The sequence below is a fragment of the Thermomonas sp. genome, assembly GCF_020850895.1.
Taxonomy (GTDB): Bacteria; Pseudomonadota; Gammaproteobacteria; order Xanthomonadales; family Xanthomonadaceae; genus Thermomonas.
Genome location: NZ_JADZDS010000024.1, coordinates 1 through 26,982, shown reverse-complemented (window position 1 = coordinate 26,982; position 26,982 = coordinate 1). Strand labels below are relative to the sequence as shown.

Genomic DNA, 26,982 nt, shown 5'->3' with positions numbered 1-26,982 from the left:
GCGTCGCCGGAGTTCGTCATTCCCGCGAGCACGGGAATGACGAGACCAGAGCGGATTGTTCGGTGTTGCCCGGTTACGCCGCGCCGAAGCCTTCGTCTGACAAGGCCATCAGGGTGGCCGCGCCGCTTTCGATCGCCGCCTTGTGCGCCAGCGTGCGCGGCAGGATGCGGGCGAAGTAGAAGCGGGCGGTGTCGCGCTTGGCGTCCTTGAACGCCTGCGGGCGATCGGAGACATCGGCGGCGGCGACTGCGCGCACCCACCAACAGGCCAGGGCGACGTAGCCGGAATAGAACAGATAGTCGGTGCTTGCCGCGCCCAGTTCTTCCGGGTTGCCCATGCTGCGCATCACGGTGGCGATGGTCAGTTGGCCCCACTCCTCGCACTTGGCGCGGAGCGGGCCGAGGAATTCGGCCAGGACGGGGTCGTTGGCATGTTCCTTGGCGAAGGCTTCCATGTCGGCGAGGAACAGCTTGAGCCCGGCGCCCTGGGTGGCGGCGGTCTTGCGGCCGATCAGGTCCAGCGACTGGATCCCGGTGGTGCCTTCGTACAGGGTGGTGATGCGGGCATCGCGCGCCAACTGCTCGATGCCGTGTTCGGCGATGTAGCCGTGGCCACCGAAGCACTGGATCGCGTTGTAGGTGTTCTCGATCGACCATTCGGTCAGGCAGGCCTTGCAAATCGGGGTGAGGAAGCCGACCAGGGTGTCGGCGCGTTCGCGCTCGGCGGCATCCTGCGAACGCTGGGCGATGTCGAGCTGGGCATAGGCGGACAGCGACAGCATGCGGCCGCCTTCCACCAGCGCCTTTTGTGCCAGCAGCATGCGGCGCACGTCGGGTTGCACGATGATCGGATCGGCGGCCTTGTCGGGGAATTTGGGGCCGGCCAGCGAACGCGATTGCAGGCGTTCGCGCGCATAGCGCAAGGCGTTCTGGTAGGCACGCTCCGACAGGGCATGGCCCTGGATGCCGACCGCGAGGCGGGCGGTGTTCATCATCACGAACATCGCCTGCAAGCCCTTGTGCGGCTGGCCGACCAGATAGCCCTCGGCGCCGTCGAAATTCATCACGCAGGTGGCCGACCCGTGGATGCCCATCTTGTGTTCGATCGCGCCGCAGCGCACCGCGTTGCGCTCGCCGACGCTGCCATCGCGGGCGACCTTGAACTTGGGCACCACGAACAGCGAAATGCCCTTGGCGCCAGGCGGGGCGTCGGGCAACTTCGCCAGCACCAGATGGATGATGTTGGGGACGAGGTCGTGTTCGCCGGCGGTGATGAAGATCTTGGTGCCGGTGATGGCGTACTTGCCATCGGTCAGCGGTTCGGCGCGGGTCTTGAGCAGGCCGAGGTCGGTGCCGCAGTGCGGTTCGGTCAGGCACATGGTGCCGGTCCAGGTGCCGGTCACCAGCGGCTTCAGGAACACCTCCTTCTGCCAGTCCTCACCATAGGTCTCCAGCGCCTTGACCGCACCGTGGCTGAGCATCGGGAAATTGCCCCAAGCGAGGTTGCCGCTGTCCACCATCTCGGTGACGGCGCTACCGATCAGCGCCGGCATGCCCTGGCCGCCGTGCTCCGGATCATTGGTCAGGCCGGTCCAGCCGCCTTCGACGAACTGTTGGAAGGCCTGCTTGAAGCCGGGCGGCGGGGTGACCTCACCGCTGGCGGCGTCGAACTTGCAGCCGATCTCGTCACCGACCTTGTTGAGCGGCGCCAGCACGGTTTCGGAAAAGCGCGCGGCCTCGTCGAGCACCGCGTCCATCAATTCGCGGTTGACGTCGGCATAGCCGAGTCGTGCCAACAGGCCTTCGGCACCCAGCATGTCGTGGATGACGAATCGCAGATCGTCGAGGGGGGCCTTGTAGCTGCTCATGTGGGTCGGGTCCTGGCGTGTGCGGGCCGCCGATCGGCCCGTCCGAAGCATGGACATACTATAGCGTATGGTCTAGCCGATAGGGAGCCAGCAAGCGAATGCGGCCGGCCTCAGCGCAGCGTGCCGGGCAGGCCGGGGACCGGCGAGAGGGCACTGCTGGTCTTGATCTTCCAGGTTTTGGCGCTGCCGTCGGCCGGCGTGGCCTGCACCGTGCCTTCCAGCGTATAGCTCAGGCCGTGGCCGTCGGCCAAGGCAGTCGCCAGTCGGGCCATTCCGGCAGCAGTCGGCGTCAGGGTGACAGCATGGACATCCGCCGATTCAGGTCCGATTTCAATGTTCGGGCTGGCCACGAGGCGGGCTGCCGGGCCGTTGTCGAGGGCGATGTCCAAGGTGGCCCCGGTGAAGCGCATCGGGACGCTGCTGAAGTTGTTGAATCGCAGTTGCACATCCCAGCGGCCATCGGTGCGAACGGTGATCTGCTGGAGGCTGGCGGCCGGTTGCGAGATGCGCCGGACCGGGCCATTGCTGCCGCAGCCAGCAAGCAGGAGGCCGGTTGCGGCCAGCAGGACAAGCCTTCGGATCATGCGGGCGAACCCTCGTGCGGGACGATGTGGCGGAAGTGGGGTATGCGGATCAGAAATTGCCGTTGTCGCCGACCGGCAACTCACGGATGTAGAGATCCTTGGCCTTGATGAAGGCCTCGGCGCAGCGGTAGGCCTCGCGGCCGAGTTCCAGCCGGACCGCATCGTCCATCGGGCCGCCGGAATGTGCGCCGACGAGTTCGGTGAACAGGGTCAGGGCGATATCGTGGATGTCCATGGTGTGTAGGTCCGGGCAGCGGTTCGAGGAAAGGAATGTCGAACATACACCGTGCGCGCGCTGGCCGGAACCCGCGCCATCCCGCCCAGCGTGTGACGGGGCGAGGACGGCAGCACGCGGACGTCGTGGCTTACCAGATGACGGGGCGAGGACGGCAGCACGCGGACGTCGTGGCTTACCAGATCACCACTTTGGCATCGCCGCTGCGCACCATGGGGTCGCCGGCCTTGCAGCTGAATGCCTCGGCGAACGCGGCCATGTTGCTGGGTGCGCCGATCGCGCGGAAGTTCGCCGGCGCGTGCGGATCGGTGTTCAGGCGCACCCGCAGTTCGTCCGGGGTGAAGCCGCGGCGCCAGACCGTGGCCCAATTGAAGAAGAAACGCTGGTTCTCGCTGTGGCCGTCGATCATCTCGTCGCCGCTGCGGCCGGCGTCGCGCAGGGCCTTCTGGTAGGCGTCCCAGGACACACTGAGGCCGCCGAGGTCGGCGATGTTCTCGCCCAAGGTCAGCTGGCCCTTCACGTGCAGGGCATCGATGGAGACGTAATCATCGAACTGCTTCACCAGCCGTGCGGTGCGGGCGGCGAAGCGTTCCTGATCGCCGGGCGTCCACCAGTTGTGGAAATTGCCCTGCGCATCGAACTGGCTGCCCTGGTCGTCATAGCCGTGCATCATCTCGTGGCCGATCACCGCGCCAATGCCGCCGTAATTCAGCGCCGGATCGGCCTTGGGATCGAAGAACGGCGGTTGCAGGATCGCGGCCGGGAACACGATCTCGTTCATCAGCGGGTTGTAGTAGGCGTTGACGGTCTGCGGCGTCATCCCCCACTCGCTGCGATCGACCGGCTTGCCGATCTTGGCCATGTCCCAGGCGTGGTTGAAGCGCGCCGCGGCAAGCACGTTGCCGAGGTAATCACCGCGGGAGGTGGCGAGGCCATCCCAGCTGCGCCAGTGGTCGGGATAGCCGATCTTGGGGGTGAAGCTGGCCCATTTCTCCATCGCCTTCTTGCGAGTCTCCGGGCTCATCCACTCGAGGTTTTCCAACCGCGCCTTCAGTGCCAGCCGCAGGTTCTGCACCAGCGTTTCCATCTGCGCCTTGGATTCCGCAGGGAAATACTCGCGCACGTACAACTGCCCCAGCGCCTCGCCGACCGAGCCTTCGACACCATCGAGTACACGCTTCCAGCGCGGTTTCTGCTGCTGTTGTCCACGCAGGGTGCGGGAGAAGAAGGCGAAGCGCTCATCGGCGAACGTCGAGGACAGCATCGGCGCCATCCCGTCGATCATGTGCGCGCGCAGGTAGGCCTGCCACTGCGCGGCCGGCACGTCGACCAGCATCCGGTTGAACTCGTCGAAGAACGTCGGCTGCGACAGCGAGAAGCCATTCGCCTGCACGCCGTTGGCGCGGAAGAAGGCCGACCACGGGAAGTTGGGCGATGCCTTGTCGGCGTCGGCCATGCTGACGAAGTGGTACTGGTTGTTCGGGTCGCGCAATTCGATCGGCGAGAGCGAAGCGCGCGCCAGTCGGGTCTCGAAGGCGAGCACGTCTTCGGCCTGCTTCTGCGCATCGACCGCAGGGATGCCGGCGTTCTGCAACTGGCGTGCGACGTGGGCGACATAGGCCTCGCGGATGGACTTGTACTTCCCGTTCGCGCCATCTTCGAGGTAGTAGGCCTTTTCCGGCAGCGACAGGCCGTCCTGATAGGCATAGCCGATCTTGTGGCTGGAGTCCTTGAAATCGGCTTCGGCGCCGAACGAGAACACTTCGCCACGGCCCGCCGCGAACTCCTCGCGCAGATAGGCGGCGATGTCGGCGGGTGTCTTCAGCGCGTCGATTCGGTCCAGCATCGGTCGGATCGGGGTGACGCCCGCCGCCTCGATGGCCGCTTCGTTCATGCCGCTGGCGTACAGATCGCCCACCAGCTTTTCAACGCCACTGGCATTCGGATTGGCGGCGGCCGCCTCGACCAAGTGCCTGCTGGCGGCCAGGCTGCGCTCGTTGAGCATCTCGAAGCTGCCCCAGCTGGTCTTGTCCGCCGGCACCGGGTTGGCGGCCAGCCAGCGGCTGTTGACGTAGTCGGCGAGGTTGCTGCAGGCGCTCTTCGACGGATCAAGATCGCTGGTCTTGAAGGCCGACGACGGCGGCAGGGCAGTGCTGCTCGGCGAGCTGCCATCCGCACCCACGGCGGGCGCATTGGCAGCGGCAAGTGCGGCGGTGATCGCCAATGAAAGGAGCAAGGGCTTGCGAAGGCTCATGGCGGGATTCCGATGGCAGGTGATGGGGCCGGGCGATTCTGCGCGGCGGCGCGTTCAGGTCTGGCGAAGGTCAGGGAGTGAAGCGTGGATCCGACAGGCGCATCTCGGTGACCGGACCGTAGGCCTTGAGCAGGCCGCGGATCTTGGCGGCATCACCGATCACCACGATGGTCAGGTCCGTGCTGTCCGGGAACACGTCGCGTGCGGCGGCAATCTGTTCCGGCGTAGCGGCGGCCACCGCATCGAGATAGCCGTCGACGTAGCTGCGTGGCTCGCCGTACAGGGTCAACCAAGCCAGGCTGGCGGCGATCTGCGGGCCGGTTTCCAGCTTCGGGGCGAACTGGCCCGCGATGTAGTTCTTCGCCGACTGCTGGGTAGCTGCATCGAGCCCGTCGTGGTGCAGGCGGTCGAGGGTTGCGATGGCCATGTCGATCGCGGCGCGGGTGGAATCAGTCTTGGTGAAGGTGGTGATGTCCACGCTGCCGGGCTGGATCTGGCGGTCGATGCCGGCGCGGGCGCCATAGGTCAGGCCGGATTTCACCCGCAATTCGGTATTGAGCATCGAGGTGAAGCGCCCCCCGAAGGCAGTGGCGACGATGTCCTGCGCGGCACGTGCGGGATCAGCGCGGGTGGTGCCGATATTAGCCAACGCGAAATAGGTCTGGGTTGCGCCCGGCTTGTCGACCAGCAGGACACGCCGGCCGTGCTGCTTCGGTTCTGCTGCCACCGTCGGCAGGCTGCCGCTGGCGCGGGCCCAACTGCCAAACTCCGCGCGCACTTGCGCGGTCACGGTGGCGGGGTCGAAGTCGCCGGCGATGACGAGGATCAGCCGATCGCCGCCCATCTGGTCACGGCGGAAGGCTTGCAGGTCGCCGAGGTTGATGGTCGCGAGGCTGGTCTCGTCGCCTCCGGTGGGGCGGCCGTAGGGGTGCCCGCGGAACAGCCAGGCGTCGAGATAGCTGCCGATCAGACGGCGCGGATCGGAATCCTTGGCCGTGGCAATCCCGGCGATCGCGCGCTGGCGCAGCTTGTCGAATTCGGTCTGCTCCATGCGCGGACGCAGCAGCGCGTCAGCCAGCAGCGAAAGCATCAGGCCGCTGTCCTTGGACAGGAATTGGGCTTCGGCGACGATGGCGTTCTGGCTGCTCTCGATCGACAGGCTGCCACCGGCGCCGTCCACGGCCTGCGCGAAGGCCAGTGCGTCGCGCGTGCCGGCACCTTGCGCGAGCAGCGAGGCCAGCAGGTCGGCGCTGCCTTCCTTGCCGGCCGGATCGGCCAGCGAACCGCCGCGCACCAATGCGGTGGCGGCCACCATCGGCACGTCCTTGCGTGGGACGAGGATGAGCGTTGCGCCGTTGTCGAGAACGACGGTCTGTGCCTCGGGCAAGCGGATGCCGGCGGCCATTGCGCTACCGCCAGTCACGCCGAATACGGCGAGGGCGATGGCAAAGGTGGCAGTCAGCGAGCGCAGGAAAGACATGGGGGTTCCCGTGTTGCGTCGGAGGGCAATGCGCGGTGTGGTGTTCATCGAGCGGCCTCCGCGTGCTCGGTACTCGGCATCAGAACGCCGGTGGTGCGGTTGCGCTGGCGCAGCAGTTTCGCCGCCAGTGCCTGGATGTCCGCGGCGCTGACCGCGGCGTAGCGGGCCGGCGCGTCGAACGCCTGACGATAGTCGCCATTGAACACTTCGTGCTCACCCAGCGCCCGCGCCTTGCCGTTGATCGTCGCCATTTGCCGCCAGAATGCGGACAGTTGCAGGTTGCGCGCCTTGTCGAGTTCCGCTGCGCTCACGCCGTCGCGGACGATGCGTGCGAGCTCATCGTCCAAGATCCCTTGCGCCTTGGCCACGTCGGCACCGGGCGGCAAATTGGCATAGATCCACAGCAGGCCGGGATCGAAGCCGAGGTCGGCGAACGCGCCGACGTCCACGGCGGCCTGTTCGCGTTCGACCAGGCGCTGGTGCAGGCGCGAGGAATCGCCGTCCGCGAGGATGGTCGTCAACAGTTCCAGCGCGGGTGCGTCCTTGCCGCCGGCTCCGAAGCCGGTGTGGAAGGCATAGGCGAGGATCGGTGCACGCACGTCGGCGCGCTCGACCACGATGCGGCGTTCGCCGAGTTGCTCGGGCTCGACCGTGGTGACCGCGGGCGGTGTCGGCTGACGCGGGATCGCGGCGAGGTAGCGGTCGGCCAGCGCGAACACCTGCTGCGGGTCGACGTCGCCGGCGATCACCAGCACGGCGTTGTTCGGGGCGTAGTACGTCTTGAAGAAGGCCTTGAGGTCGTCGATGGTCCAGTGCTCGATGTCGCTGGGCCAGCCGATGGTCGGGATGTGGTACGGATGGGCAATGAAGGCGGTGGCCTGCATCTGTTCCATCAGGGTGCCGAAGCCGTCGTTGTCGACGCTGGAGCGACGTTCGCTGTAGACCACGCCGCGCTCGCTTTCGACCACCTTGGGATCGAAGGCAAGGTTTGCCATGCGGTCGCCTTCCAGATCGAAGATGGTCTCCAGCGCGGAGGAGGGGAACCAGTCGGTGTAGATGGTGAGGTCATTGCTGGTGCTGGCATTGTTGCTGCCGCCGGCGGCCTCCATGGTGCGGTCGAATTCGCCCGGCGCGCGCCGGCTGGTGCCGTTGAACATCATGTGTTCGAAGAAATGCGCCAGCCCGGTGATGCCAACGTGTTCGTTGCGGCTGCCGACCCGGTAGAAGGTGTAGTAATTGGCGCTGGGGATGTCGTGGTCGGGCCAGACGATGATCTTCAGCCCATTGGCCAGGGTCTTGCTGACGATCTGATCACTGCCGGGGACGGCGGTGGCGGAAGGCGCGGACGCCGCCGCCTGCGTGGCCAGCGCCGGCAGACCGGTGAAACCCAGCAGCAGGGCGAAGGAAAGTGAAAGCAGGCGCATGGCGTTTTCCGGAGGGGAATCGGGAAAGCATGACCGATCGGCGCAGCCACGCCAATCTGCCGGAAGTCGTGTTGGGTGCGGGCGTGCCCCAAGCCCCTCTCCCCCCGGGAGAGGGGCTTGGGGTGAGGGCAGGTTTGATGGCAGAGTGCGATAGCCAAGTTTGCAGTTTCGTCGGCGGCGGGCACCTGCTCCCGTGTTCCGTACCGCTCGGGGCTTTGCTGGGCTTCCCTGCGATGCTTCCCGGCAGTTCGCCGGATTCCGCAGGCCTTTTGAACAAATGTCCCCCGGCATCCGCCTGCGGCGGCTGCCTCCTCCTTTACTTTGTCCAAAAGGCCTACGGAACCCGACGAATCGACGTGCGATTTTGAGACCACGCAACGTGAGTAACCACAGGTCGCGGGTTGCCCGCTGGGGTTCGAGCAGGCCATGGATGGCCTGCGCCCGCGAATCGAAGCTGGAAGCGAAGTATTGAGCGGCGAACCCCAGCGGGCGACACGCGACGCGCTCAGCCCGCGCCACGCAACTCCCCAGCTGACAACCCGCGCCGCCCCCAGTGTGCACTCGGATCCCGATGCGTAATGCGCCCGTGTTCTTGCGCTACCCTTGCGTCAACACCTGACAGGGACAGCCCATGCGCGTGCATTTCCACGGAGCGGCCGGCGATGTGACAGGATCGATGCATCTGGTCGAGGCGGCAGGAAAACGCATCCTGATTGATTGCGGCCTGGTGCAGGGCAGCCCGGAAGCGGATGCGCGCAACTTCGCGCCGTTTCCGTTCGATCCGAAGGACCTCGATGCGCTGGTGCTCAGCCATGCCCACATCGACCACCTCGGGCGGGTGCCGCGACTGTGCATGGACGGGTTCCACGGGCCGATCTTCACCCAGCGCGCCAGCGCCGATCTGCTGCCGATCATGCTGATGGATTCGGCTTCGCTGCAGGAGAATGAGGCCGAACGCGACAACCGCCGGCGCAAACCGGGGCAGCCCAAGGCGATGCCGTTGTATACCCGCGAGGACGTGCGCTCGGTGTTTGCGCAAGTGCGCCCATTGCCGTATGCACAGCGCACCGAAATCCTGCCCGGGGTCGAGCTGGCCCTGCGCGATGCCGGCCACATCCTCGGTTCGGCCATCGTCGAATTGTTCGCCGACGGCCGCAAGCTGGTGTTCTCCGGCGATCTCGGGATGCAGGGAACCCCCATCCTGCGCGATCCCGAGCCGGTGGTACAGGCCGACCTGCTGCTGATGGAATCCACCTACGGTGACCGCAACCATCGCCAGCGCCACGACACCGTGCGCGAACTCGGGGAGATCCTCGACGCGGCCTGGAACGATCGCGGCAATGTCCTGATCCCGGCATTCGCGGTCGGTCGTACCCAGGAACTGCTGTACTGGTTCGCCCGCCACTGGGATGACTGGGACATGGGGCGCTGGCGCATCCACCTCGACAGCCCGATGGCGTCGAAGGTGGTTCAGGTCTATGACCGCCATCACGAACTGTTCGATGCCGATGCGCGCGAAGTCTGGCGCGGCACGCCCAACCCGTTCCGGCTGCCCAACCTGCGGGTCACGGAAACCGCCGAGGAATCGATGGCGATCAATCGCCTGCACAGCGGCGCAATAGTAATAGCGGGCAACGGCATGGCCAGCGGCGGTCGCATCCTGCACCACATGCGGCAGAATCTGCCCAAGCGGCAGACCCGGATCATCTTCGTCGGCTATCAGGCGCAGGGCACGATCGGGCGGCGTCTGGTCGAAGGGGCGCGCTGGGTACGCATCCACGGTCACGATGTCCGCGTCAACGCGCACCGGCATACGGTGGGCGGTTTGTCCGCGCACGCCGATCAGGCGGCGCTGCTGGACTGGTATGCACACTTTCAGCCGTCGCCGCCGCTGGCGCTGGTGCACGGGGAAGACCTGGCGCGTGAAGCACTGGCCGGCGAAATCCACGAACGCCACGGCGTCGAAGCCACGCTGGTGCGTCCGGGAGACGTGCTGGAAGTTTGAACGCGGGCTGTCCATCGCCACTCTGTCAGTAGGCCGAAGGTATCGGAAATGCCTGGCTGCGGGGTCGGGGCAGTGCTGGGTTGTGGATGTCCCTGTGTTGCCGTTCTGTTTTACCGTTCGTCGCGAAGGGACTCCGCGCACTGGCGGGTGGCGACGGCGACCACGTGGTAAGCCAGTGCCACGTCCTCCACGAATACCGAATCCGGGGACAGGGCCGAGGCTGGCAGCGCGATCACCTCGCAGCCCAGCCACTCCAGTGCACGGCAGTTGGCGGCGTCTTGCGATCATGCGCGATCGATGTCGATGCGCGTGCGCGGCAGGAAGGAAAGTTCGCAATCGGCCAGCGCGGGGCTGACCTCACGGGTATTGGCGGTCCACATCGCGCCTTTGTAAGCCGGCGACCCCGTGGTTCACTCGAGATTCCGCCCGAAGATGGCTTCGAAACGGGCACGCTGCGCTGGCGTTGCCTGCGGCTCGCGGCTGATGAACATCTCCTCGACGAAACTGTCCATGCGCAAGCCCAGCGCCGCATAACTCGGACGGATATCGAAGTACGACTCGCTGCCCACCGCTTCAGCGAAGAAGCCGGAGAAGTCGCTGCCGGTCAGGTCTCTGGCGATGCGCTCTAGGTCGTGCAACGAATACGTCTTGCCCGGTCTGGCGAACTCCGTATACAACACCTTCATGAAGTCGGGCAGGCCGACCTTGTCGCCGCTGCGTTCACGCAGGGCTACGTCCAGGGCCAAGGCGGCCAGGCTACCGCCGCCGTACACCAACTGGCGGTTCGGCTGCTTGTCCTTGCTGGATTCGCGTACGCTCATGCCCAGCCCTTGCGCGTACCGCGCAATCAGATACCGCCTCGGCACGTTCTCCAGTCGTTTCGACAGCAGTTCGCCCCCCAGCCAGCCGTTGCGGGCCAGGGTCGCGATGGTCAGATAATCGGTGGCGCCTTCCTTGAACCATTCCTCGCGGTAGTCGGTTGGGACGATGCTCAGCCCGTTCCAGAAGTGCAGCAGCTCGTGCGCCATCACGTAGCCCCAGATCACCCGGTTGCGCTCGTCGGCATCGCCCTGGATGAACTGGCTGAAGCTGCTGGCGAAGGCCCCACCATCGCCACTGGCATTCTCGTTGATCACGATCAGGTAGCGTTTCGACAGCGGCGGGCCACCGAACAGTTCGGCGTAGCTGGCCAGTTGGGAGCGCAGCAGGTCGACGAACAGCGGCGCACTCTTGCGATAACGCTTGCCCAGCACCAGGGTCAGCTCCACGCCACCGGCATCGAACGTTTCGGACATTGCGGTGCCTAGGAACAGCGCATTGCTGAGCAGTTCGCGGCGCGAGGCCACGCGGTAACGCTCTCCCGTCCCGATACGCGTCCACGGCGTGTTCGCGTGCCAGCCACGCGGCAGCTCGAACTCGACCTCAATTGGCGCCTGCACTGGCGCATCGCCGTCGGCGAAAAACAGGGTCGCGCCGGTGGTCATCAGACCTTCGTCGGTGTGGTATGCGACCTCCTCCATGCCCGCCGGCCACGAATAGTGATCATGTTCCAGCCGCACCGAATAGGACAGGTGGATGCGCTGGCCACCTCTGATGCCGAAGTCGCCGCCCCCCTGGTCCTTCAAGGCGAGGCTCGTGCCGCTGGCATCGGAGACGCGCATGCCCTCGACCAGGCTGGCCTGGCCGTTTGCCAAGCCGGGCACCACCATCACACCGTACATTGAGAGCATGTCGCTCTGCTGCCACAGGTCGGCTTCGACCTCGGCGCGGGTAGCCTGCGCATCGATGCGGACGCGGTAGCGGTTGGGTTGGCCATCCCAATCGGCAGCAAATGCGGAGATCGGCAACAGCAGGAACAGGGCGAGGCAGGTCAGGAAACGCGACAATACGGACATCCATGGACACGGTGTGCAATGGATACGCCTACTGTGCCTGCGGTTGCAAGCACGGAGTTCCGCGGCTACCGACCGATCGAAGTGGCCACCGGCGTGCGCTGCTGCTTCACCTGCCTGCACCACCCGTGTGAGCGGGCAGTAACGAGAACTTCAATGGCCTGCTGGGCCAGTACGTCCGCAAAGGCCACAGCCTGAGCCACGTACGGCTAGCGGACGAATGAGTTTTCAGAATCACTGAATCTTTGGTCGATGCCCGCGCCTGTCGTTCCGAAGCTGCTTCCCCGTTCATTCCACTCGCCAAACGCGAGCCTGCAGACGCATGGATGCCTGCAACTGTTCTACCCGGGTCCCGAATTCAGGTACAATGCACAGGTTCTGCGCACGGCTGATCGTTTTTCCCGGTCATGCCCGCCGCCCTTGCGGCCAGCTTCTCCACACGCCTTTCGTCGCGCAGACACGGCCCGGATCACCGGCGTCGTGCCATCTGTCGACCTCGCGCGCGGTTCCAGGGAAACGCACGGGTTCGCCCACGCTTCGCGCGTGGTTCGTTGCCATGGAGTTTCCAACGTGAATTTCGAAGAACTGGGCCTTGCGCCCACGCTGCTGCGTGCGCTCGGCGAGTACGGCTACACCACCCCGACGCCGATCCAGGCTCAGGCCATCCCGCTGATCCTTGCCGGCCACGACGTGCTGGGTGGCGCCCAGACCGGCACCGGCAAGACCGCTGCGTTCGGCCTGCCGCTGTTGCAGATGCTGGCTGCGCTGCCCAAGCCCGAGGGCCTGCATCGCCCGCGCGTGCTGGTGCTGACCCCGACCCGCGAGCTGGCGGTGCAGATCACCGACAACCTGCGTGCCTACGCCAAGTACCTGCGCCTGAATGTCACTCCGCTGTTCGGCGGTGTCGGCATGCAGCCGCAGCTGGACGCTTTCCGTCGTGGCGTGGACGTGTTGGTGGCCTGCCCGGGTCGCTTGATCGACCACCTCGAGCGCGGCAGCTGCAAGCTCGGCGACGTGCAGATGCTGGTGCTGGACGAGGCCGACCGCATGCTCGACATGGGCTTCCTGCCGTCGATCAAGCGGATCATGAAACATGTCCCGCAGCGGCGGCAGACGCTGTTGTTCTCGGCCACCTTCGAGCCGCGGATCAAGGCGTTGGCGCTGGAGTTCATGCGCGAGCCGAAGCAGGTGCAGGTGGCGGCGCAGAACACCGTGATCGAGACCATCCGCCACCACGCCCACCCGGTCGATGGATCGAAGAAGCGTGACCTCTTGATCGAGATCCTCGCCCGTCGCCACACCGAACAGGTGCTGGTCTTCGGCAAGACCAAGCACGGTTGCAACCGCCTTGCCGAGCAGTTGGAATCCGCCGGCCTGCCGGCGCTCGCCATCCATGGCAACAAGAGCCAGGCCGCGCGCCAGAAGGCACTGAACGAGTTCAAGTCCGGCAAGACCCGGATCCTGGTCGCCACCGACGTGGCCGCGCGTGGCCTCGACATCCCGGACCTGCCGCTGGTGATCAACCACGATCTGCCGATGGTGGCCGAGGACTATGTCCACCGCATCGGTCGCACCGGCCGCAATGGCGCGACGGGAGAAGCCATTTCGCTGGTGTCGCCGGACGAAGCCGGTCTGCTGCGCCAGATCCAAAAGCTGCTGGGTCGTGAGATCGCGATGGAAACCGTGCCCGGCTACGAGCCGTCACGCGCCATCCGCAGCGATGCCAAGCCGTTCGACAACGCTCCGCGTGGCCCGCGACCCGCGCGCAACCGCCGCCCGCACGGCAAGCCGCGCAGCACCGAGGCACATGCGCACGCACACACCGGGCCGAAGCCGGCGCGCGAAGGGCAGCGGGAGGGTCAACGTGAATCCCAGCGCGGCAGCCAGCGTGACCGGAACCGACAGGGCGAGCGTGGCGAAGCGCGGCGTGGAATGCGCTGATCACGAGCGGGTTTTGTACGGATGATTTGCCTTGCCCGAACTCACCGGGTCGTGGCCGCATCCGGTCCGACCCGGCCGTGGCATGCGGCTGTCTGCGATTACTGCTAGCCTGCGCCACCTGCAGCCCCATCCACACCCCATCATGGCAGCGATAAGACCCCTTCCCGGCAAGCGTCTGGCCCCTGTGTGGCGGCCGTTCCTGTCTGCGGAAACATTGATCGTTCTTGTCAGCCTGTATTGCCTGGCGGCGCTCAATGGCCCGTTCTGGGCCGGGGTGAGGGCGGCGACCGATTCGGTCGCGGTGATGCTGTCGCTGGGCGTGGCGGTGTTCGCGCTCAATGCCTTCCTGCTCGGTCTGCTGTGCTGGGGGCGCTGGGCGCGTCCGGTCCTGGCGGTGGTGCTGGTGGTCAGCGCGCTTGCGCACTGGTACATGAGCCGGTATGCGGTGGTGCTCGACGCGGACATGCTCCGCAATGTGCTGCACACCGATGTTGCCGAGAGTCGCGAACTGATCACGGCGGGCATGCTGTTCCATGTGCTGCTGTTCGGCCTGCTTCCCGCCATCGCGGTCCTGCTGGTGCGGACCCATGCGCGGCCGTGGAAGCGAGGCCTGTTGCTGCATTCCGGCTTCCTCGCCGGGATGCTGCTGCTGACCGTAGTCGCCATCATCCTCTCGTCGCAGGGTGTGTTCGCGATGATGCGCCAGCACAAGGCGCTGCGTTACCAGATCACCCCGGGCAATTACCTCGTCGGGCTGGTCAACGTGGCCAAGCCGAGCAAGCGCGAATTCAGCGGTCCGCCGGCGGTGATCGGTGCGGATGCCAAGCGCCCGTCGGCGGCGTTGCAGCGTCGACCGCGCCTGTTCGTGTTGGTGGTGGGTGAAACCGTGCGTGCCGACCACTGGGGACTGAACGGCTATGCCCGCCAGACCACGCCGGAGTTGGCGGCGCGCAAGGTGATCAACTTCCCCGACGTGCGCGCCTGCGGCACCAGCACGGAGGTGTCGGTGCCATGCATGTTCTCGATGCAGGGGCGCGAACATTACGATCAGGACGCCATCCGCAACCACCAGACCTTGCTCGATGTCGTGGCCCGCGCGGGCGTCAGCGTGCTCTGGCGCGACAACCAGTCAGGCTGCAAGGGCGTCTGTGCGCGGGTGCCTTCGCATGTGATGGGGTCGCAAGATGCCTCGGACCTGTGCGCCGGCGGACGCTGCTTCGACCAGATCCTGCTGGCCGGGCTTGCGGACAGGATCAAGGCGATGCCGGGCGATGGCTTGATCGTCCTGCACATGCTCGGCAACCACGGGCCGAATTACTTCGAGCGCTATCCACCGGCCTTCGAACGCTGGACGCCGGTCTGCAAGTCGGTCGAACTGAGCCGTTGCAAGCAGCCCGAATTGGTGAACGCCTACGACAACGCAATCCTGTATTCGGACTCGGTGCTCGGCAGTCTGATCGACTTGCTGAAGGCGCAGACCTCGCACGATACGGCGATGCTGTTCGTGTCCGACCACGGCGAATCGCTGGGCGAGTACGGCCTGTACCTGCACGGTGCGCCGTTCTCGATCGCACCCGACCAGCAGCTCGCAGTGCCGATGGTGCTGTGGCTGTCGCCAGGCTTCGAGGCCGATGCCGGCATCAACGACGCCTGCCTGCGCGAGTTTGCACGTCGGCGAGCCAGTCACGACAACCTGTTCTCGACCGTGCTGGGTGTGTTCGACGTGCAAACCTCGGTCTATCGCAACGAACGCGACCTGCTGGCCAGCTGCCGCGGCACCACCCAGGCTTCAGCCCAATAGCTTGCGCACCTTGCGCAGTGCGGCCACGAACGCCTCGATCTCGGCGTGGCTGTTGTAAAAGGCGAGTGAGGCGCGGCAGGTGGTGCCCACGCCCAGCCACTGCAACAGCGGATGCGCGCAATGCTGGCCGGAGCGCACCGCCACGCCTTCGAGGTCGAGCAGGGTGGCGAGGTCATGCGAGTGGGTGCCGTCGATGGCGAAGCTGATGACGGCGGCCTTGTCCTTCGCGGTGCCGAAGATGCGCAGGCCTTCGATCTTCAGCAGTTCCTCGGTGGCGTGGGTCAGCAGATCCTGTTCGCGCGCAGCGATATTGGCCATGCCGATGGCGGACAGGTAATCCACCGCGGCACCGAGGCCGACGAAGCCGGCGATGTTGGGCGTGCCGGCCTCGAACTTGTGCGGGGCGTCGTTGAACACGGTACCGTCGAAACGGACTTCCTTGATCATTTCGCCGCCACCGAGGAAGGGCGGCATCGCGGCCAGGTGCTCGCGGCGCGCCCACAGCACGCCGGTGCCGGTCGGGCCGCTGATCTTGTGGCCGGTGGCGGCGTAGAAATCACAACCCAGGGCGGCGATGTCCACCGGCATGTGCGGGGCGGCTTGTGAGCCGTCGACGACGGTGACGATGCCGCGCTTGGCGGCTTCCTTGCAGATCGCGGCCACCGGGTTGACCGTGCCCAGCACATTGCTGACGTGGGCGAGGCCGAGCAGTCGCACGTCTGGCGTCATCAGGGCGAACAGCGCATCAAGATCCAGTGAACCATCCTGCAGCAGTTCGGCCACCTTGATGGTCGCGCCGGTGCGCTCGGCGATCAGCTGCCAGGGCACGATATTGGCGTGGTGCTCCATTCGCGTCAGCAGGATGACGTCGCCCGGCTGCAGGCGCGGCAGTGCCCAGGAATAGGCGACCAGGTTGATGGCGAAGGTGGTGCCGCTGCACAGCACCAATTCGTCGGCCGCGACGTTGAAGAAACGCGCCAGCTTGCCGCGCGCGCCCTCGTAGGCCGCGGTTGCCTCGCTGCCGAGCGCGTGCACGGCGCGGCTGACGTTGGCGTTGTGACGGCGGTAGAACTCATCGACGGCGGCGATCACGCAGTCGGGCTTCTGCCCGGTATTGGCGCTGTCGAGATACACCAGTGGCTTGCCGTGGACCTGGCGGTCGAGGATCGGGAAATCGGCACGCATGCGTGCCCAGTCGATCGCGGTGTCGGAGCGGGTGCCATCCATCTTCATGCGTCCAGTTGGCCCAGCGCTGCGTCCAAGGCCGCTTCGCACGAAGCGCGCACCGCGGCATGTTCGATCCGGCCAGCGACTTCGCGGCAGAACGCAGCGGTGAGCAAGGTGCGCGCTTGCGTCTCCGGCAGACCACGCGAGCGCAGGTAGAACAACGCGGTCGGATCGAGCTGGCCGACCGCTGCGCCATGCGCGGCCTTGACGTCATCCGCATGAATTTCCAGCGTCGGCTGGGTATCGATCTCGGCGTTGTCCGACAGCAGCAGGTTCTTGTTCGACAGCGCGGCATCAGTGCCGTCGGCACCTTCGCGGATCAGGATGCCGCCGTGGAACACCACCCGGCCGCGTTGCCCTGCGAGTCCACGCCACAGCAGTTCACAGCGGCTGTCGCGGGCGGCGTGGTCGATGCCGAGCCGGGTATCGACATGCCGGCGACCGTCGGCCAGCAGCACGCCATCGGCACGCAGGGTGGCGGCGTCACCGTCGAGGCGAACATTCAATTCGTGGCGCGACAGCTGCGCACCGAGTTCGAAATCGCTGCGCTGGTAGCTTGCCCGCGTGGCCAGCACGGCGTCGGTGCGGGCAAACAGGGTGGCGCGTGGCGCTGCCGACTGGATGCGGGCATGCGACAGCCGGGCGTCGTTGGCGACGTGGACATGCAGCAGGCTGTTGCCGAGGTGGGCGTGGTCGCCGTCGGCAAGCTCGTGCTCGACCAGCGTGAGCGAGGCGCCTTCGCGCAGTTCGATGAAATGGCGCAGGTGCCAAGCGACGTCACCGACATCCGGCGTGCCGACGTGGACCAGATGCAGCGGTTGTTCGATGTGGGTTCCAGCCTCGACGCGCAGGACCATGCCTTCGCGCGCCAGCGCCGCGTTGAGCCGTGCGAACGGCTCATCGACACGCAGGTAGCGGCGTTCGAGGAAGTCCAGTGCGCGTGATTCGCCACCGTGCAACAAGGTCGACAAGGGCTGGGCGTCAAGACCGATGGGCAGCGCGGAGAGCTCGCTCAGGCCGGCATCGAACAGGCCATTGACGAACACCATGCGTGGCGATGGGGTCGCCGCCAGCAGCGCCGGATCGATGGCCACGGCCTTCGGCAGGGCGAAATTGCGGCGTTCGAGCTGGCGCAGCGAGGTGTATTTCCATGCTTCGGCGCGCGCCGGCGGCAGGCCGTCCTGCAGCAGCGCATCCAGTTGCGCACGACGGTTGGCGTCGCCCTCGAAGCCGGCCGCAAGGGAGTCGAGCAGGGCGCTCATCACGCCGCCTCCGGCCCGATCCGCTGGCGGATCCAGGCATAGCCGTGGGCCTCCAGCTCCAGCGCCAGGTCCGGGCCGCCGGTTTCGACGATCTGGCCATCGGCCAGCACATGCACCACATCGGGCTTGATGTAATCGAGCAGGCGCTGGTAGTGGGTGATCACGAGGAAGGCGCGATCCGGCGTGCGCAGCGCGTTGACGCCATCGGCCACCGATTTCAGTGCGTCGATATCGAGCCCGGAATCGGTTTCATCGAGAATCGCGAGCTTGGGTTCGAGCAGGGCGAGCTGGAAGATCTCGTTGCGCTTCTTCTCGCCACCGGAAAACCCTTCGTTGACGCCACGATGCAGCAGCTCGTCCTTCAGGTGCAGCACGGCGAGTTTCTCGCGGACCTTCTTCAGAAATTGCATCGAGTCGAGCTCGGGCTCGCCACGGGTCTTGCGCTGGGCATTGAAGGCCGAACGCAGGAAGTAGGTGTTGTTCACGCCCGGGATTTCCACCGGGTACTGGAAGGCGAGGACGACCCCGGCCGCGGCGCGTTCTTCCGGCTTCAGCTCAAGTAGCGGTTTACCCTCGAACTCGACGCTGCCGGCGGTCACCTCGTAGCCATCGCGGCCGGCGAGGATATTGCCCAGAGTCGATTTGCCGGCGCCGTTCGGCCCCATGATGGCGTGGACTTCGCCGGCCTTCACCTCGAGTGAGAGGCCTTTGAGGATTTCCTTGCCGGCGACGGAGGCGTGGAGATCATTGATTTTCAGCATTGCAGTCTCCGGGGCGAGCGTCAGCGGCCCCTTCCAGATGTTCCAGATCGGCCAGGTCCTGCAGGCGGCCAACCGCACGTTTGTTTGTCCGCAGGTCATCGAGGGCGATGACGGCGACCTGCACCCCGTCGAGCGGAACCATGATGCGGCGTGGGTAGCACGCATCGAAGTCGACGCCGTCGGCGAAGTTGATGAGTTCGATTGCGTTGGGTTCCTTGCCCAGCACCAACATCGCGCGAGGCTTGCAGAACGCCGATGCGGGTGCGGAAATGTCGGTGAATCCGAACGTCCGCAATGCCGCGATCAATCGCTCGGCATTGCGTTCAGTGCCGTGGAACCAGATATCCATGTCCTTGGTGTAGCGAACATGTCCATGGACGCCAAGCGCGATGCCGCCCACCAGCATGTATTCCACGCCTTGGGTTTCGAGCGCAGCAAGAAAGTCCCGCCAGCCCTTGTCCAACACGTTGTCACTCGCACTGGCCATCGAATAACTTCCACTGCAGCGTGAATGGTGGATGCCCGCCCTTGAACAGCGCATTGCCTTCGCGGTGCAATGTCAGCACGGCATGCAGGCGTTCGCCGGTGCTGCGCTGACGCCAGTAGCCGAGATTTCGCTGTTGGCGCTGATCGGCATCGACGAACTGCAGGCGGCGGATCGGAGCGTTGTTCATCCGACGGTTCCTTCGAGGGTGACATCGAGCAGGCGCTTGGCTTCGACCGCGAATTCCATCGGCAGCTCGCGGAACACCGACTTGCAGAAGCCATCGACAATGAGTGACACCGCATTCTCCGGGTCGATGCCACGACTGCGGCAGTAGAACATCTGGTCGTCGGAAATCTTCGAGGTGGTGGCCTCGTGTTCGACGGTGGCGGTCGGATTCTTGACCTCGATGTAGGGGAAGGTGTGCGCGCCGCAGGTCTTGCCGATCAGCAGCGAATCGCACTGGGTGTGATTGCGCGCGCCCTCCGCGCCGGCACCGACCTTGACCAGGCCGCGGTAGCTGTTCTGGCCGCGCCCGGCGCTGATGCCCTTGCTGACGATCTTGCTCTTGGTGCGCTTGCCGACGTGGACCATCTTGGTGCCAGTGTCGGCCTGCTGGAAATGGTGGGTCAGCGCGACCGAATGGAATTCACCGACGCTGTCGTCGCCGATCAGCACGCAGCTCGGGTATTTCCAGGTGATGGCCGAGCCGGTCTCGACTTGGGTCCAGGTCACCTTGCTGCGCGCGCCGCGGCATTCGGCGCGCTTGGTGACGAGGTTGTAGATCCCGCCGACACCGTTCTCGTCGCCCGGATACCAGTTCTGCACTGTGCTGTACTTGATCTCGGCGTCGTCCAGCGCCACGAGTTCCACCACCGCCGCGTGCAATTGGTTCTCGTCGCGCATCGGTGCGGTGCAGCCTTCGAGGTAGGAGACGTGGCTGCGTTCCTCGGCAATGATCAGGGTGCGCTCGAACTGGCCGGTGTTGCCGGCGTTCATGCGGAAATAGGTCGACAGCTCCATCGGGCAACGCACGCCCTTGGGGATGTAGACGAAACTGCCGTCGGAGAACACCGCCGAGTTGAGCGCGGCGAAATAGTTGTCGCCCTGCGGCACCACGCTGCCGAGGTACTGCTGCACCAGCTCGGGATGGGTCTGGATGGCATCGCTCATCGAGGTGAAGATCACCCCGGCCTTGGCCAGTTCGTCCTTGAAGGTGGTGCCGACGCTGACTGAATCGAATACGGCGTCGACCGCCACGCCGGCGAGCTTGGCGCGTTCGTGCAGCGGCACGCCGAGCTTGTCGTAGGTGTCGAGGATTTCCTTCGGCACTTCATCCAGCGATTTGTATTTCGGGCCCTTGGGCGCGCTGTAGTAGGAGATCGCCTGCAGGTCGATTGGTGCCATCTGCAGCTTGGCCCAATCCGGCGCTGTCATCTGCTGGAAACGGCGAAATCCCTGCAGCCGCCATTCCAGCATCCAGTCCGGTTCGTGCTTCTTGGCCGAGATCGCGCGGATGACGTCCTCATCCAGCCCCGGCGGCAGCGACTCGGATTCGATCGCGGTGATGAAACCGGCCTCGTACTTGCGCCCGAGTTGGGCGTGGATGCCGGCGTTCTGCTGTTCACTCATGGAGGTGGTCCTGGCTGGACGCGCCGGTTGCGGGCGGCGTCTTGCTGGCGGCGTGGGTCATGGCGGCGGTGTTCAGGCCTGCGCGATGCGTGAACGGGTGGACTGCGGTGCGCGGGCCAGCATCTGCGCCAGCGAAACACCGCGCAACGCATCAATCACGACATCATTGATGCGCCGCCAGTTGTTGCGTACGCCGCAGCGGTGTTCGATTCCGCAGTGACCGCTGGCCGCGCTGCATTCGGTCATGCTCAGCGGGCCTTCCATGGCTTCGACGATTTCGATCAGCGAGATGTGGTCCGCGGGCTTGGCGAGGCGGTAGCCACCGCTGGCGCCGCGGAAGCCCTGCACCAGGCCGGCGGCTGCCAGCGGCTTGAGCAACTTGGCGACGGTGGGCTGTTCCAGTCCCGAGCTTTCGGCCAGTTCCGGCGCACTCAACACCGCGCCCGGCCGTGCGGCGAGCACGGTCAGGACGACGGTGGCGTAATCGGTCAGCTTGGTGACGCGAAGCATGGCGGGGCGGCGTTCAATCGGTACTGAAATTGTACGATTTTGCGGCCGCCGCCGCCATGTTCAGCGCCTGACTTGCATCAAGCGCTGGTTGATCCAGCCTGCGACGGCCTGCGTGTAGTCCGAGGGCAGGCCGAGCTGGGCATTGATCTCCCCGTGCGACAGGGTTTCCCGGAGGACCAGTGCGGATACCGATACGCTGTGCGCACGATTGGCCAGCTTGTTCGCCTCATCGCAGGGCGAAGTCGGGAAATGGCGCGTGCTGGAGCACACCAGCAGCATCGGCAGGGCACGCCAATCCAACTGCTGCTGCGGTGACACCGAGCGCCAGAAGGCCGGGTCGCTGCCGAAGGCATTGGTATACAGCTCGGGCACGCGGTTCTGGCTCATCAAGACCGGTACGTCAAGCGCGCCGCTGTCCAGCGATACCACGCCGAGCGGGAGCCGGGCACCGGCCTGGCGCAGCAGGTCGGGCTTGGTCGACACCAGCATGACCAAGTGGGCACCGGCGGAATGCCCCATCAGGATCATCCGGCCCGGATCGGCCTGCCATTGGCGCGCGTGTTGCTGAACCGAGGCAATGGCCGCCGCCACGTCCTCGGCCTGCTGCATCGGATTGGCGTCCGGCACTAGTCGGTTGTTGGTCGAAACGAACACGAACCCCTGATTCAACCAATACGCGGCCTTGTTGCCGACCACACCGGGCGAGGCCTTGTCGCCGCGGCGCCAGCCACCACCGTGGACCATGAACAGGATCGGCGCACCGGGCTGCATCCGTGCGGGCAGGTAGACGTCATAGCGCTGCTTCGGGTCATTGCCGTAGGCGATATCGCGCTCGATCCGGGTACCGGCGGGTAGCTCTGTTCTGGGAATGTTTGTGCGACGTTGTTCCAGCATCTGCCGCAGGCGCTGCTGGGCGGACGCCTGGCTGCCCACACCGGCGAGCAGGCCGAAGGCGAGCAGGGAGACGAGTGCGGTGGTGGCGATTCGCATCTATGCGGTCCTCAATCTGACGTTGACGATCACGACAACGCGGCCGCGCGCACCCGGTTGACGCGGGGCGGACAGCTGCAAGGGTTGACGGATGCGCATGGTGGCGATGCCTTGCGTGGGGACAATGACGGTCATGGCAGGCAGCGGGATCGACGCGCTTCCAGCCACGCCACGATGCCGCAGGAGATCCCGATGTCCACGCAGACCCGATTCGAAGTGTCGTTGTACGACCGCCTCCAGGCCAGCATGGGCGATCTGGTGGAGCGCGTCGGCAAGGCCGAGGGCGCCGAGCGCTCGCGCCTGCTGCACTGGCTGCTGGCAGCCGGCTCGCTGTTCCTGTTGTGGCGCGCAAGCCGCAGCACGAAAAAACTATTCTGGATCCTGTTCGGCTTCGGCATGGCCATGCATTGGAGTGGCGGCGCGTGGTGGTTGCACTGAAGTGTCGAGGCTGGGGCACAATGCGCACTTTCCCCGTGTTGCGTGCCGATGCCGAAGAAAATCCAGACCCGTCGCTCCGCCATCCACGGCAACGGCGTGTTCGCCGTGCTGCCGATCGGCAAGGGCGAGCGCCTGATCGAATACAAGGGCTGTCGCCGCAGCCACGAAGAGGTGGACGCGGATGACAGTGGCGACATCGAAAGCGGCCACACCTTCCTGTTCACCCTGGACGAGGATTGGGTGATCGATGCCAATTTCGAGGGCAATGCCGCACGCTGGATCAACCACAGCTGCGCGCCCAATTGCGAGGCGGTGCTGGTGGAGGATGCGTCCGACCCGCGACGTTCGCGGGTGTTCATCGAAGCGATTCGCGCGATCAAGCCCGGCGAAGAACTCACCTACGACTACGGCATCCGCCTCGCCGAACGGCATACGCCGCGGCTGAAGAAGATCTGGGCCTGTCGCTGTGGTGCAAAAACCTGCACCGGGACCATGCTCAAGCCGAAGCGCTGAGACCTGCCGACGGCCTCAATCGTTTTCGTCCGGCCAGCTCATCAGCACCTGCCCGACCACCAGGTCCTTGCCGACGTTCGGCCATTTCGGATCGTCGCTGCGGAACAGGCCATCGCCAGCGGGCAGGGCGACGGATTCACCGAGGCCAGTCCGGCGGGTCAGGATGATTGTCGGGTAGGTGGTCAGGGGATCCGTTGGCGCCAAGGTTCCGCCATGCCAATCCTGGATCGTGCCGCCGTAGTCCCAATCCAGCCCGGAGAAGCTGATCGGCTTGCCGTTTTTCGCCACCAAGTCTTCGAGCGTCATCCCGGTGTGCAAGCCATTGGCGTCATGCCAGCGTGTGCCCGTGTCCACGATGCGGATCCCTGCGATCCTGTCCACGCCGCTGTCGTTGAACAGGTCCAATTCGAGGCGTCTGGTGGGATCGTCGGCGAACAGTACGTAGGCGTCGTAGGTCATGCCTTCCGGGCCAGTGAGTGTTTCCTTGCGGACATTCCCGGCGCCGTAACGGGCCTGCAACTGGGCCAGCGTCGTTTGCGGCGTGATCCAGCCGGGCAGGGTCCAGTCGGCTTGGTCGACCACGGGTGCCGAGGGTGTGGCGGCAGCCACCGGTGCCGCCGTGGCCGAGGGTGTCGGCTGTGCCGTCGATGGCGAGGCTGCCTGCGGCGATGGGCGACAGGCAACCAATAGGCAGGAGGCAATCAGGACGGCACGCTGCAAGATGCGCATGGGGCAAAGCACTCCTGGATGGTTGCGTTCCACCATCGCACCCATGTCAGACGCGATGATCCTCGGACTGCGGCCGGAATCAATCTTCCTCGACATGCGGCTTGTAGGCGTCCGCCAGTTTCTTCTGCACCTGAGGCGGCACCGGCTCGTACCGACTGAAATCGAGGGAATAGCGGCCGCGACCCGCGGTGGCGGACTTCAGCTCGGCGCCGTAGCTTTCCAACTCGGACAGTGGCACCAGCGCGCGGATGACGATTTCCCCACCGGCCAGTGAATCGGTGCTGTTGATGCGCGCGCGCTTGGTGGCCAAACCGCCGCTGATGTCGCCCATGTACGACTCCGGTGCGGTGACTTCCAGTTCGACGATGGGCTCGAGCACTTGTGGCCTGGCCTTGCCCACCGCATCGAGGAAGGCACGCTTGCCGGCGGCGATGAATGCCACCTCCTTGCTGTCGACCGGATGGTGCTTGCCGTCGTACACCGTCACCCGCAGGTCCTGCATCGGATAGCCCGCGATCGCGCCGTTGGCCAGCACCTGGCGCACGCCTTTTTCCACCGCCGGCAGGAACTGTCCCGGGATGGTGCCGCCCTTGACCTCGTCGATGAACTCGAAGCCGCTGCCGCGCGGCAGCGGTTCGATCCGCAGGAACACTTCTCCGAACTGGCCGGCGCCACCGGTTTGCTTCTTGTGCCGATGGTGGCCTTCGGCAGGCGCACCGATCGTTTCCCGGAACGCGATCCGCGGCGGGCGGGTCGTCACCTCGACCTGGAAGCGGTCCTTCAGGCGCTGCAGCATGACCCGCAGGTGCAGGTCGGACAGGCCGCGGATGACGGTTTCGTTGGTTTCGCCGCTGTGTTCGACCACGAAGGCCGGGTCCTCCTCGGCGAGCTTCGCCAGCGCTGTTGCCAGCTTCTGTTCCTGGCCCTTGGTCGCCGGCTCGATCGCCATGCCGAACATCGCGCGCGGGAAGACCATCGGCGTCAGTGAAATCCGGTCCTCGTCATGTGAATCGTGCAGGACTGCCTCGTAGTGCAGTTCGTCGACCTTGGCCACTGCGGCGATGTCGCCCGGGATCGCCTGCGCGATCTCGACATGGTCCTTGCCCTGCAGCCGGAACAAGTGCGCCACCCGGAATGCCTTTTTGCCGTCATCGACGAACAGTTGGGTGTCGCGTTTCACCGTGCCCTGGTGGACGCGGAAGATGCCGAGCTTGCCGACGAAGGGGTCATTGATGATCTTGAACACGTCGGCGATGACATGGGCCTCGGGATCGGGCAGGGCAACGACGGGCTGCATTTCGGCGCCCAAGCCCTTGCGGAATGGCGCCGGATTGGCCTCTTTGGGGTTCGGGAACAGGCGCTCGGCGACGTCGAGGAACTTGCGCGTGCCCACGCCGGTGCGCGCCGACAGGAACAGCACCGGGATCAGATGGCCTTCGCGCAAGCATTGTTCGAAGGCGTCGTGGAGCTCTTCGGCAGTGAGGGCGTCCTCGCCATGTTCGAGAAAACGGTCCATCACCTCTTCGTTCATCTCGACCACCTGGTCGAGGATCTTCTGGTGCCATTCGGCCACAGGGCCGAGGTCGCTGTCGCCCTCGCGCCCCCCGAAGCAGTCGATCACTCGCGCCCCTCCGTCCGCGGGCAGGTTGATCGGAAGCACTTCCGGACCGAATTCCTCGCGTAGTGCGTTGAGTAAGCTGCCGTCGGCGTGGCCTTGGTCGATCTTGTTGATCACGATCGCACGCGACAGCCCGCGGCCGATCGCGTAGTGCATCATCCGGCGGGTGCCGTGGCCGATGCCGGTTTCGGGGTCAACCACGATTGCGATGGTTTCCACTGCATCCATCACCCCAAGCGCCGGGCCGCGGAAGTCCTGGTACCCCGGGGTATCGATCAGGGTGAGATGCATTCCGGGGCGATCGATGCTGGCGATGACGGAATCGATGGAGTGTCCGCGTTCCCGTTCGATCGGATCGTAATCCGACACCGTGTTGCCGCGCTCGACCGTGCCTGCCGTCTGGATGGCGCCGCCGGCATGCAGCAGGGCTTCGAACAGGGTGGTTTTGCCGGCGCCGGGGTGGCCCGCCAAGGCCACGTTGCGGATCTGCGATGTGCTGTGGGACATGCCTGGGACCCTCGCTGCAGGTTGGATAGGATCGTCGTGGCGGTCCGCGTTGATGGCGATGGTTGCAGCGTCATGTGCGGGCGTCACGGCGTCCCACCACCTTAGCGCAGCCCGTGGAGTGGTGATCGTGCGCTGCAACACAGTGCTTCGGACTGGCCTTGCCAAGCTGTCGCGTCGTTAAACGGCTCTGGCGAGTCTTGCCGTGTTCAGCTTCTCGTCAACCGGGCGGATGCAATGTCGCTGCACGCCGGTCCATTTGGCTCCGGTCTGGGGAAACACATGAAGCGCCTGTCTGCCTGCTTGCTTGCCTTGGGTCTGGTTGCCGCTTGCCCGGCCGTGCTGGCCCAATCCAATGATCTTCCTTACGACGATGGCGACACGCCCGCCCAGGCGGGTGCCTACGTCGAATCCGATCCCGGGACCTATTACGACTACGCCCAGGTGATCCGGGTGGATCCGGTCCTGGTCGGGGGTGACGCTCCCGCACCTTCCCGTATTTGCCGCGAAACGGCAGCCACGGGTCGTTACGAAAGCTACGAGGACAGGCGTTACGGCCGGGATTCCTACTCGGATCGTGATCCCTACTACGACCGGTATGCTTACTACGGCCGGGACGCCTACGGCGATCGCCGCTACGGGACCCGCGCCGGAAGCAACACGGCGGCGGTGATCGGCGGAATCGCTGGAGCATTGCTCGGCAGCCAGATGGGTGGAGGCACCGGCGCCTATGCGGCAACCGCAGTGGGTTCGATGCTCGGCAGCATGGCCGGTCGCGAAATCTACGAGCAACGCCAGCGCGAGCTCCAGGCGCGTTCTGGAACGGTCCAG

24 protein-coding genes are annotated in these 26,982 nt (G+C 65.5%); 6 read left to right on the top strand and 18 right to left on the bottom strand.

Annotation, left to right across the window (positions count from 1 at the left end; genetic code table 11):
* Positions 1-73: 73 nt before the first annotated feature.
* The 6 genes from IT472_RS02525 to IT472_RS02500 all read right to left on the bottom strand — a co-directional run bounded on the left by IT472_RS02525 (position 74) and on the right by IT472_RS02500 (position 7,844).
* The gene (locus IT472_RS02525) at positions 74-1,867 is read right to left on the bottom strand and encodes an acyl-CoA dehydrogenase C-terminal domain-containing protein (RefSeq protein WP_297177883.1); all 1,794 of its coding nucleotides are present in this window, start codon (positions 1,865-1,867) and stop codon (positions 74-76) included.
* Positions 1,868-1,977: 110 nt separating this feature from the next.
* Complete coding sequence (locus IT472_RS02520) at positions 1,978-2,451, bottom strand: hypothetical protein (protein ID WP_297177881.1); 474 nt, start codon at positions 2,449-2,451, stop codon at positions 1,978-1,980.
* A 49-nt stretch (positions 2,452-2,500) separates the two neighbouring features.
* Entirely contained in the window at positions 2,501-2,686 is a 186-nt protein-coding gene (locus IT472_RS02515; RefSeq protein ID WP_297177879.1) for a hypothetical protein, read from the bottom strand.
* A 175-nt stretch (positions 2,687-2,861) separates the two neighbouring features.
* Positions 2,862-4,940, bottom strand: a complete 2,079-nt coding sequence (locus tag IT472_RS02510) for a M13-type metalloendopeptidase (RefSeq protein WP_297177876.1) — start codon at positions 4,938-4,940, stop codon at positions 2,862-2,864.
* 70 nt (positions 4,941-5,010) lie between these two features.
* The gene (locus IT472_RS02505; RefSeq protein ID WP_297177874.1) at positions 5,011-6,420 is read right to left on the bottom strand and encodes a pitrilysin family protein; all 1,410 of its coding nucleotides are present in this window, start codon (positions 6,418-6,420) and stop codon (positions 5,011-5,013) included.
* Positions 6,421-6,464: 44 nt separating this feature from the next.
* Positions 6,465-7,844 carry a pitrilysin family protein gene (locus IT472_RS02500; RefSeq protein ID WP_297177870.1) on the bottom strand — a complete coding sequence of 460 codons (1,380 nt, stop codon included), beginning with the start codon at positions 7,842-7,844 and terminating at the stop codon, positions 6,465-6,467.
* A 631-nt stretch (positions 7,845-8,475) separates the two neighbouring features.
* Here IT472_RS02500 and IT472_RS02495 point away from each other — a divergent pair.
* Positions 8,476-9,849, top strand: coding sequence for an MBL fold metallo-hydrolase (locus IT472_RS02495; RefSeq protein WP_297177868.1), 1,374 nt, complete (start codon positions 8,476-8,478; stop codon positions 9,847-9,849).
* A 110-nt stretch (positions 9,850-9,959) separates the two neighbouring features.
* Here the strand turns inward: IT472_RS02495 and IT472_RS02490 are convergent, their stop codons facing one another.
* Together IT472_RS02490 and IT472_RS02485 are read right to left on the bottom strand one after the other, a co-directional pair.
* Positions 9,960-10,085: a hypothetical protein gene (locus IT472_RS02490; protein ID WP_297177865.1), complete on the bottom strand. Its 126-nt coding sequence runs from the start codon at positions 10,083-10,085 to the stop codon at positions 9,960-9,962.
* Positions 10,086-10,259: 174 nt separating this feature from the next.
* On the bottom strand, positions 10,260-11,735 hold the full coding sequence (locus IT472_RS02485) for a hypothetical protein (protein WP_297177862.1): 1,476 nt from the start codon (positions 11,733-11,735) through the stop codon (positions 10,260-10,262).
* Positions 11,736-12,311: 576 nt separating this feature from the next.
* On the opposite strand from IT472_RS02485, the gene IT472_RS02480 reads away from it, so the two are divergent.
* Both IT472_RS02480 and IT472_RS02475 read left to right on the top strand, forming a co-directional pair.
* Positions 12,312-13,682, top strand: a complete 1,371-nt coding sequence (locus IT472_RS02480) for a DEAD/DEAH box helicase (RefSeq protein WP_297177860.1) — start codon at positions 12,312-12,314, stop codon at positions 13,680-13,682.
* 142 nt (positions 13,683-13,824) lie between these two features.
* The gene (locus IT472_RS02475) at positions 13,825-15,483 is read left to right on the top strand and encodes a phosphoethanolamine--lipid A transferase (RefSeq protein ID WP_297177857.1); all 1,659 of its coding nucleotides are present in this window, start codon (positions 13,825-13,827) and stop codon (positions 15,481-15,483) included.
* Here IT472_RS02475 and IT472_RS02470 read toward each other — a convergent pair.
* The 8 genes from IT472_RS02470 to IT472_RS02435 form a co-directional block, all read right to left on the bottom strand.
* Entirely contained in the window at positions 15,472-16,710 is a 1,239-nt protein-coding gene (locus IT472_RS02470) for a cysteine desulfurase (RefSeq protein ID WP_297177972.1), read from the bottom strand. The two genes, IT472_RS02475 and IT472_RS02470, sit on opposite strands and share 12 nt — an antisense overlap.
* 2 nt (positions 16,711-16,712) lie before the next feature.
* Positions 16,713-17,972, bottom strand: coding sequence for a Fe-S cluster assembly protein SufD (sufD, locus tag IT472_RS02465; protein WP_297177854.1), 1,260 nt, complete (start codon positions 17,970-17,972; stop codon positions 16,713-16,715).
* Entirely contained in the window at positions 17,972-18,733 is a 762-nt protein-coding gene (sufC, locus tag IT472_RS02460) for a Fe-S cluster assembly ATPase SufC (RefSeq protein WP_297177851.1), read from the bottom strand. The genes sufD and sufC overlap by 1 nt, the downstream gene beginning before the upstream one ends.
* Entirely contained in the window at positions 18,717-19,220 is a 504-nt protein-coding gene (locus IT472_RS02455) for a hypothetical protein (RefSeq protein WP_297177848.1), read from the bottom strand. The genes sufC and IT472_RS02455 overlap by 17 nt, the downstream gene beginning before the upstream one ends.
* Complete coding sequence (locus IT472_RS02450; RefSeq protein WP_297177845.1) at positions 19,204-19,407, bottom strand: hypothetical protein; 204 nt, start codon at positions 19,405-19,407, stop codon at positions 19,204-19,206. Before IT472_RS02450 ends, IT472_RS02455 begins: the two co-directional genes overlap by 17 nt.
* Positions 19,404-20,849: a Fe-S cluster assembly protein SufB gene (gene sufB / locus IT472_RS02445; protein WP_297177842.1), complete on the bottom strand. Its 1,446-nt coding sequence runs from the start codon at positions 20,847-20,849 to the stop codon at positions 19,404-19,406. Before sufB ends, IT472_RS02450 begins: the two co-directional genes overlap by 4 nt.
* Before the next feature lie 72 nt (positions 20,850-20,921).
* Positions 20,922-21,359: an SUF system Fe-S cluster assembly regulator gene (locus IT472_RS02440; protein ID WP_297177839.1), complete on the bottom strand. Its 438-nt coding sequence runs from the start codon at positions 21,357-21,359 to the stop codon at positions 20,922-20,924.
* A gap of 60 nt (positions 21,360-21,419) precedes the next feature.
* Positions 21,420-22,349, bottom strand: coding sequence for an alpha/beta hydrolase (locus tag IT472_RS02435; protein WP_297177836.1), 930 nt, complete (start codon positions 22,347-22,349; stop codon positions 21,420-21,422).
* A gap of 192 nt (positions 22,350-22,541) precedes the next feature.
* Here IT472_RS02435 and IT472_RS02430 point away from each other — a divergent pair, with 192 nt between their 5' ends.
* Positions 22,542-22,787, top strand: a complete 246-nt coding sequence (locus tag IT472_RS02430) for a hypothetical protein (protein WP_297177833.1) — start codon at positions 22,542-22,544, stop codon at positions 22,785-22,787.
* 48 nt (positions 22,788-22,835) lie between these two features.
* The gene (locus tag IT472_RS02425; protein WP_297177830.1) at positions 22,836-23,300 is read left to right on the top strand and encodes an SET domain-containing protein-lysine N-methyltransferase; all 465 of its coding nucleotides are present in this window, start codon (positions 22,836-22,838) and stop codon (positions 23,298-23,300) included.
* Between the two features lie 15 nt (positions 23,301-23,315).
* On the opposite strand, the gene IT472_RS02420 is transcribed toward IT472_RS02425, so the two are convergent.
* Positions 23,316-24,029 (bottom strand): hypothetical protein, encoded by a 714-nt coding sequence (locus IT472_RS02420; RefSeq protein ID WP_297177827.1) that lies wholly within the window; start codon positions 24,027-24,029, stop codon positions 23,316-23,318.
* A 79-nt stretch (positions 24,030-24,108) separates the two neighbouring features.
* Positions 24,109-26,154: an elongation factor G gene (gene fusA, locus IT472_RS02415; RefSeq protein WP_297177824.1), complete on the bottom strand. Its 2,046-nt coding sequence runs from the start codon at positions 26,152-26,154 to the stop codon at positions 24,109-24,111.
* A gap of 279 nt (positions 26,155-26,433) precedes the next feature.
* Between fusA and IT472_RS02410 the strand changes: the two genes are divergently transcribed.
* On the top strand, positions 26,434-26,982 hold a 549-nt coding region (locus IT472_RS02410; protein ID WP_297177821.1), incomplete at its 3' end, for a glycine zipper 2TM domain-containing protein.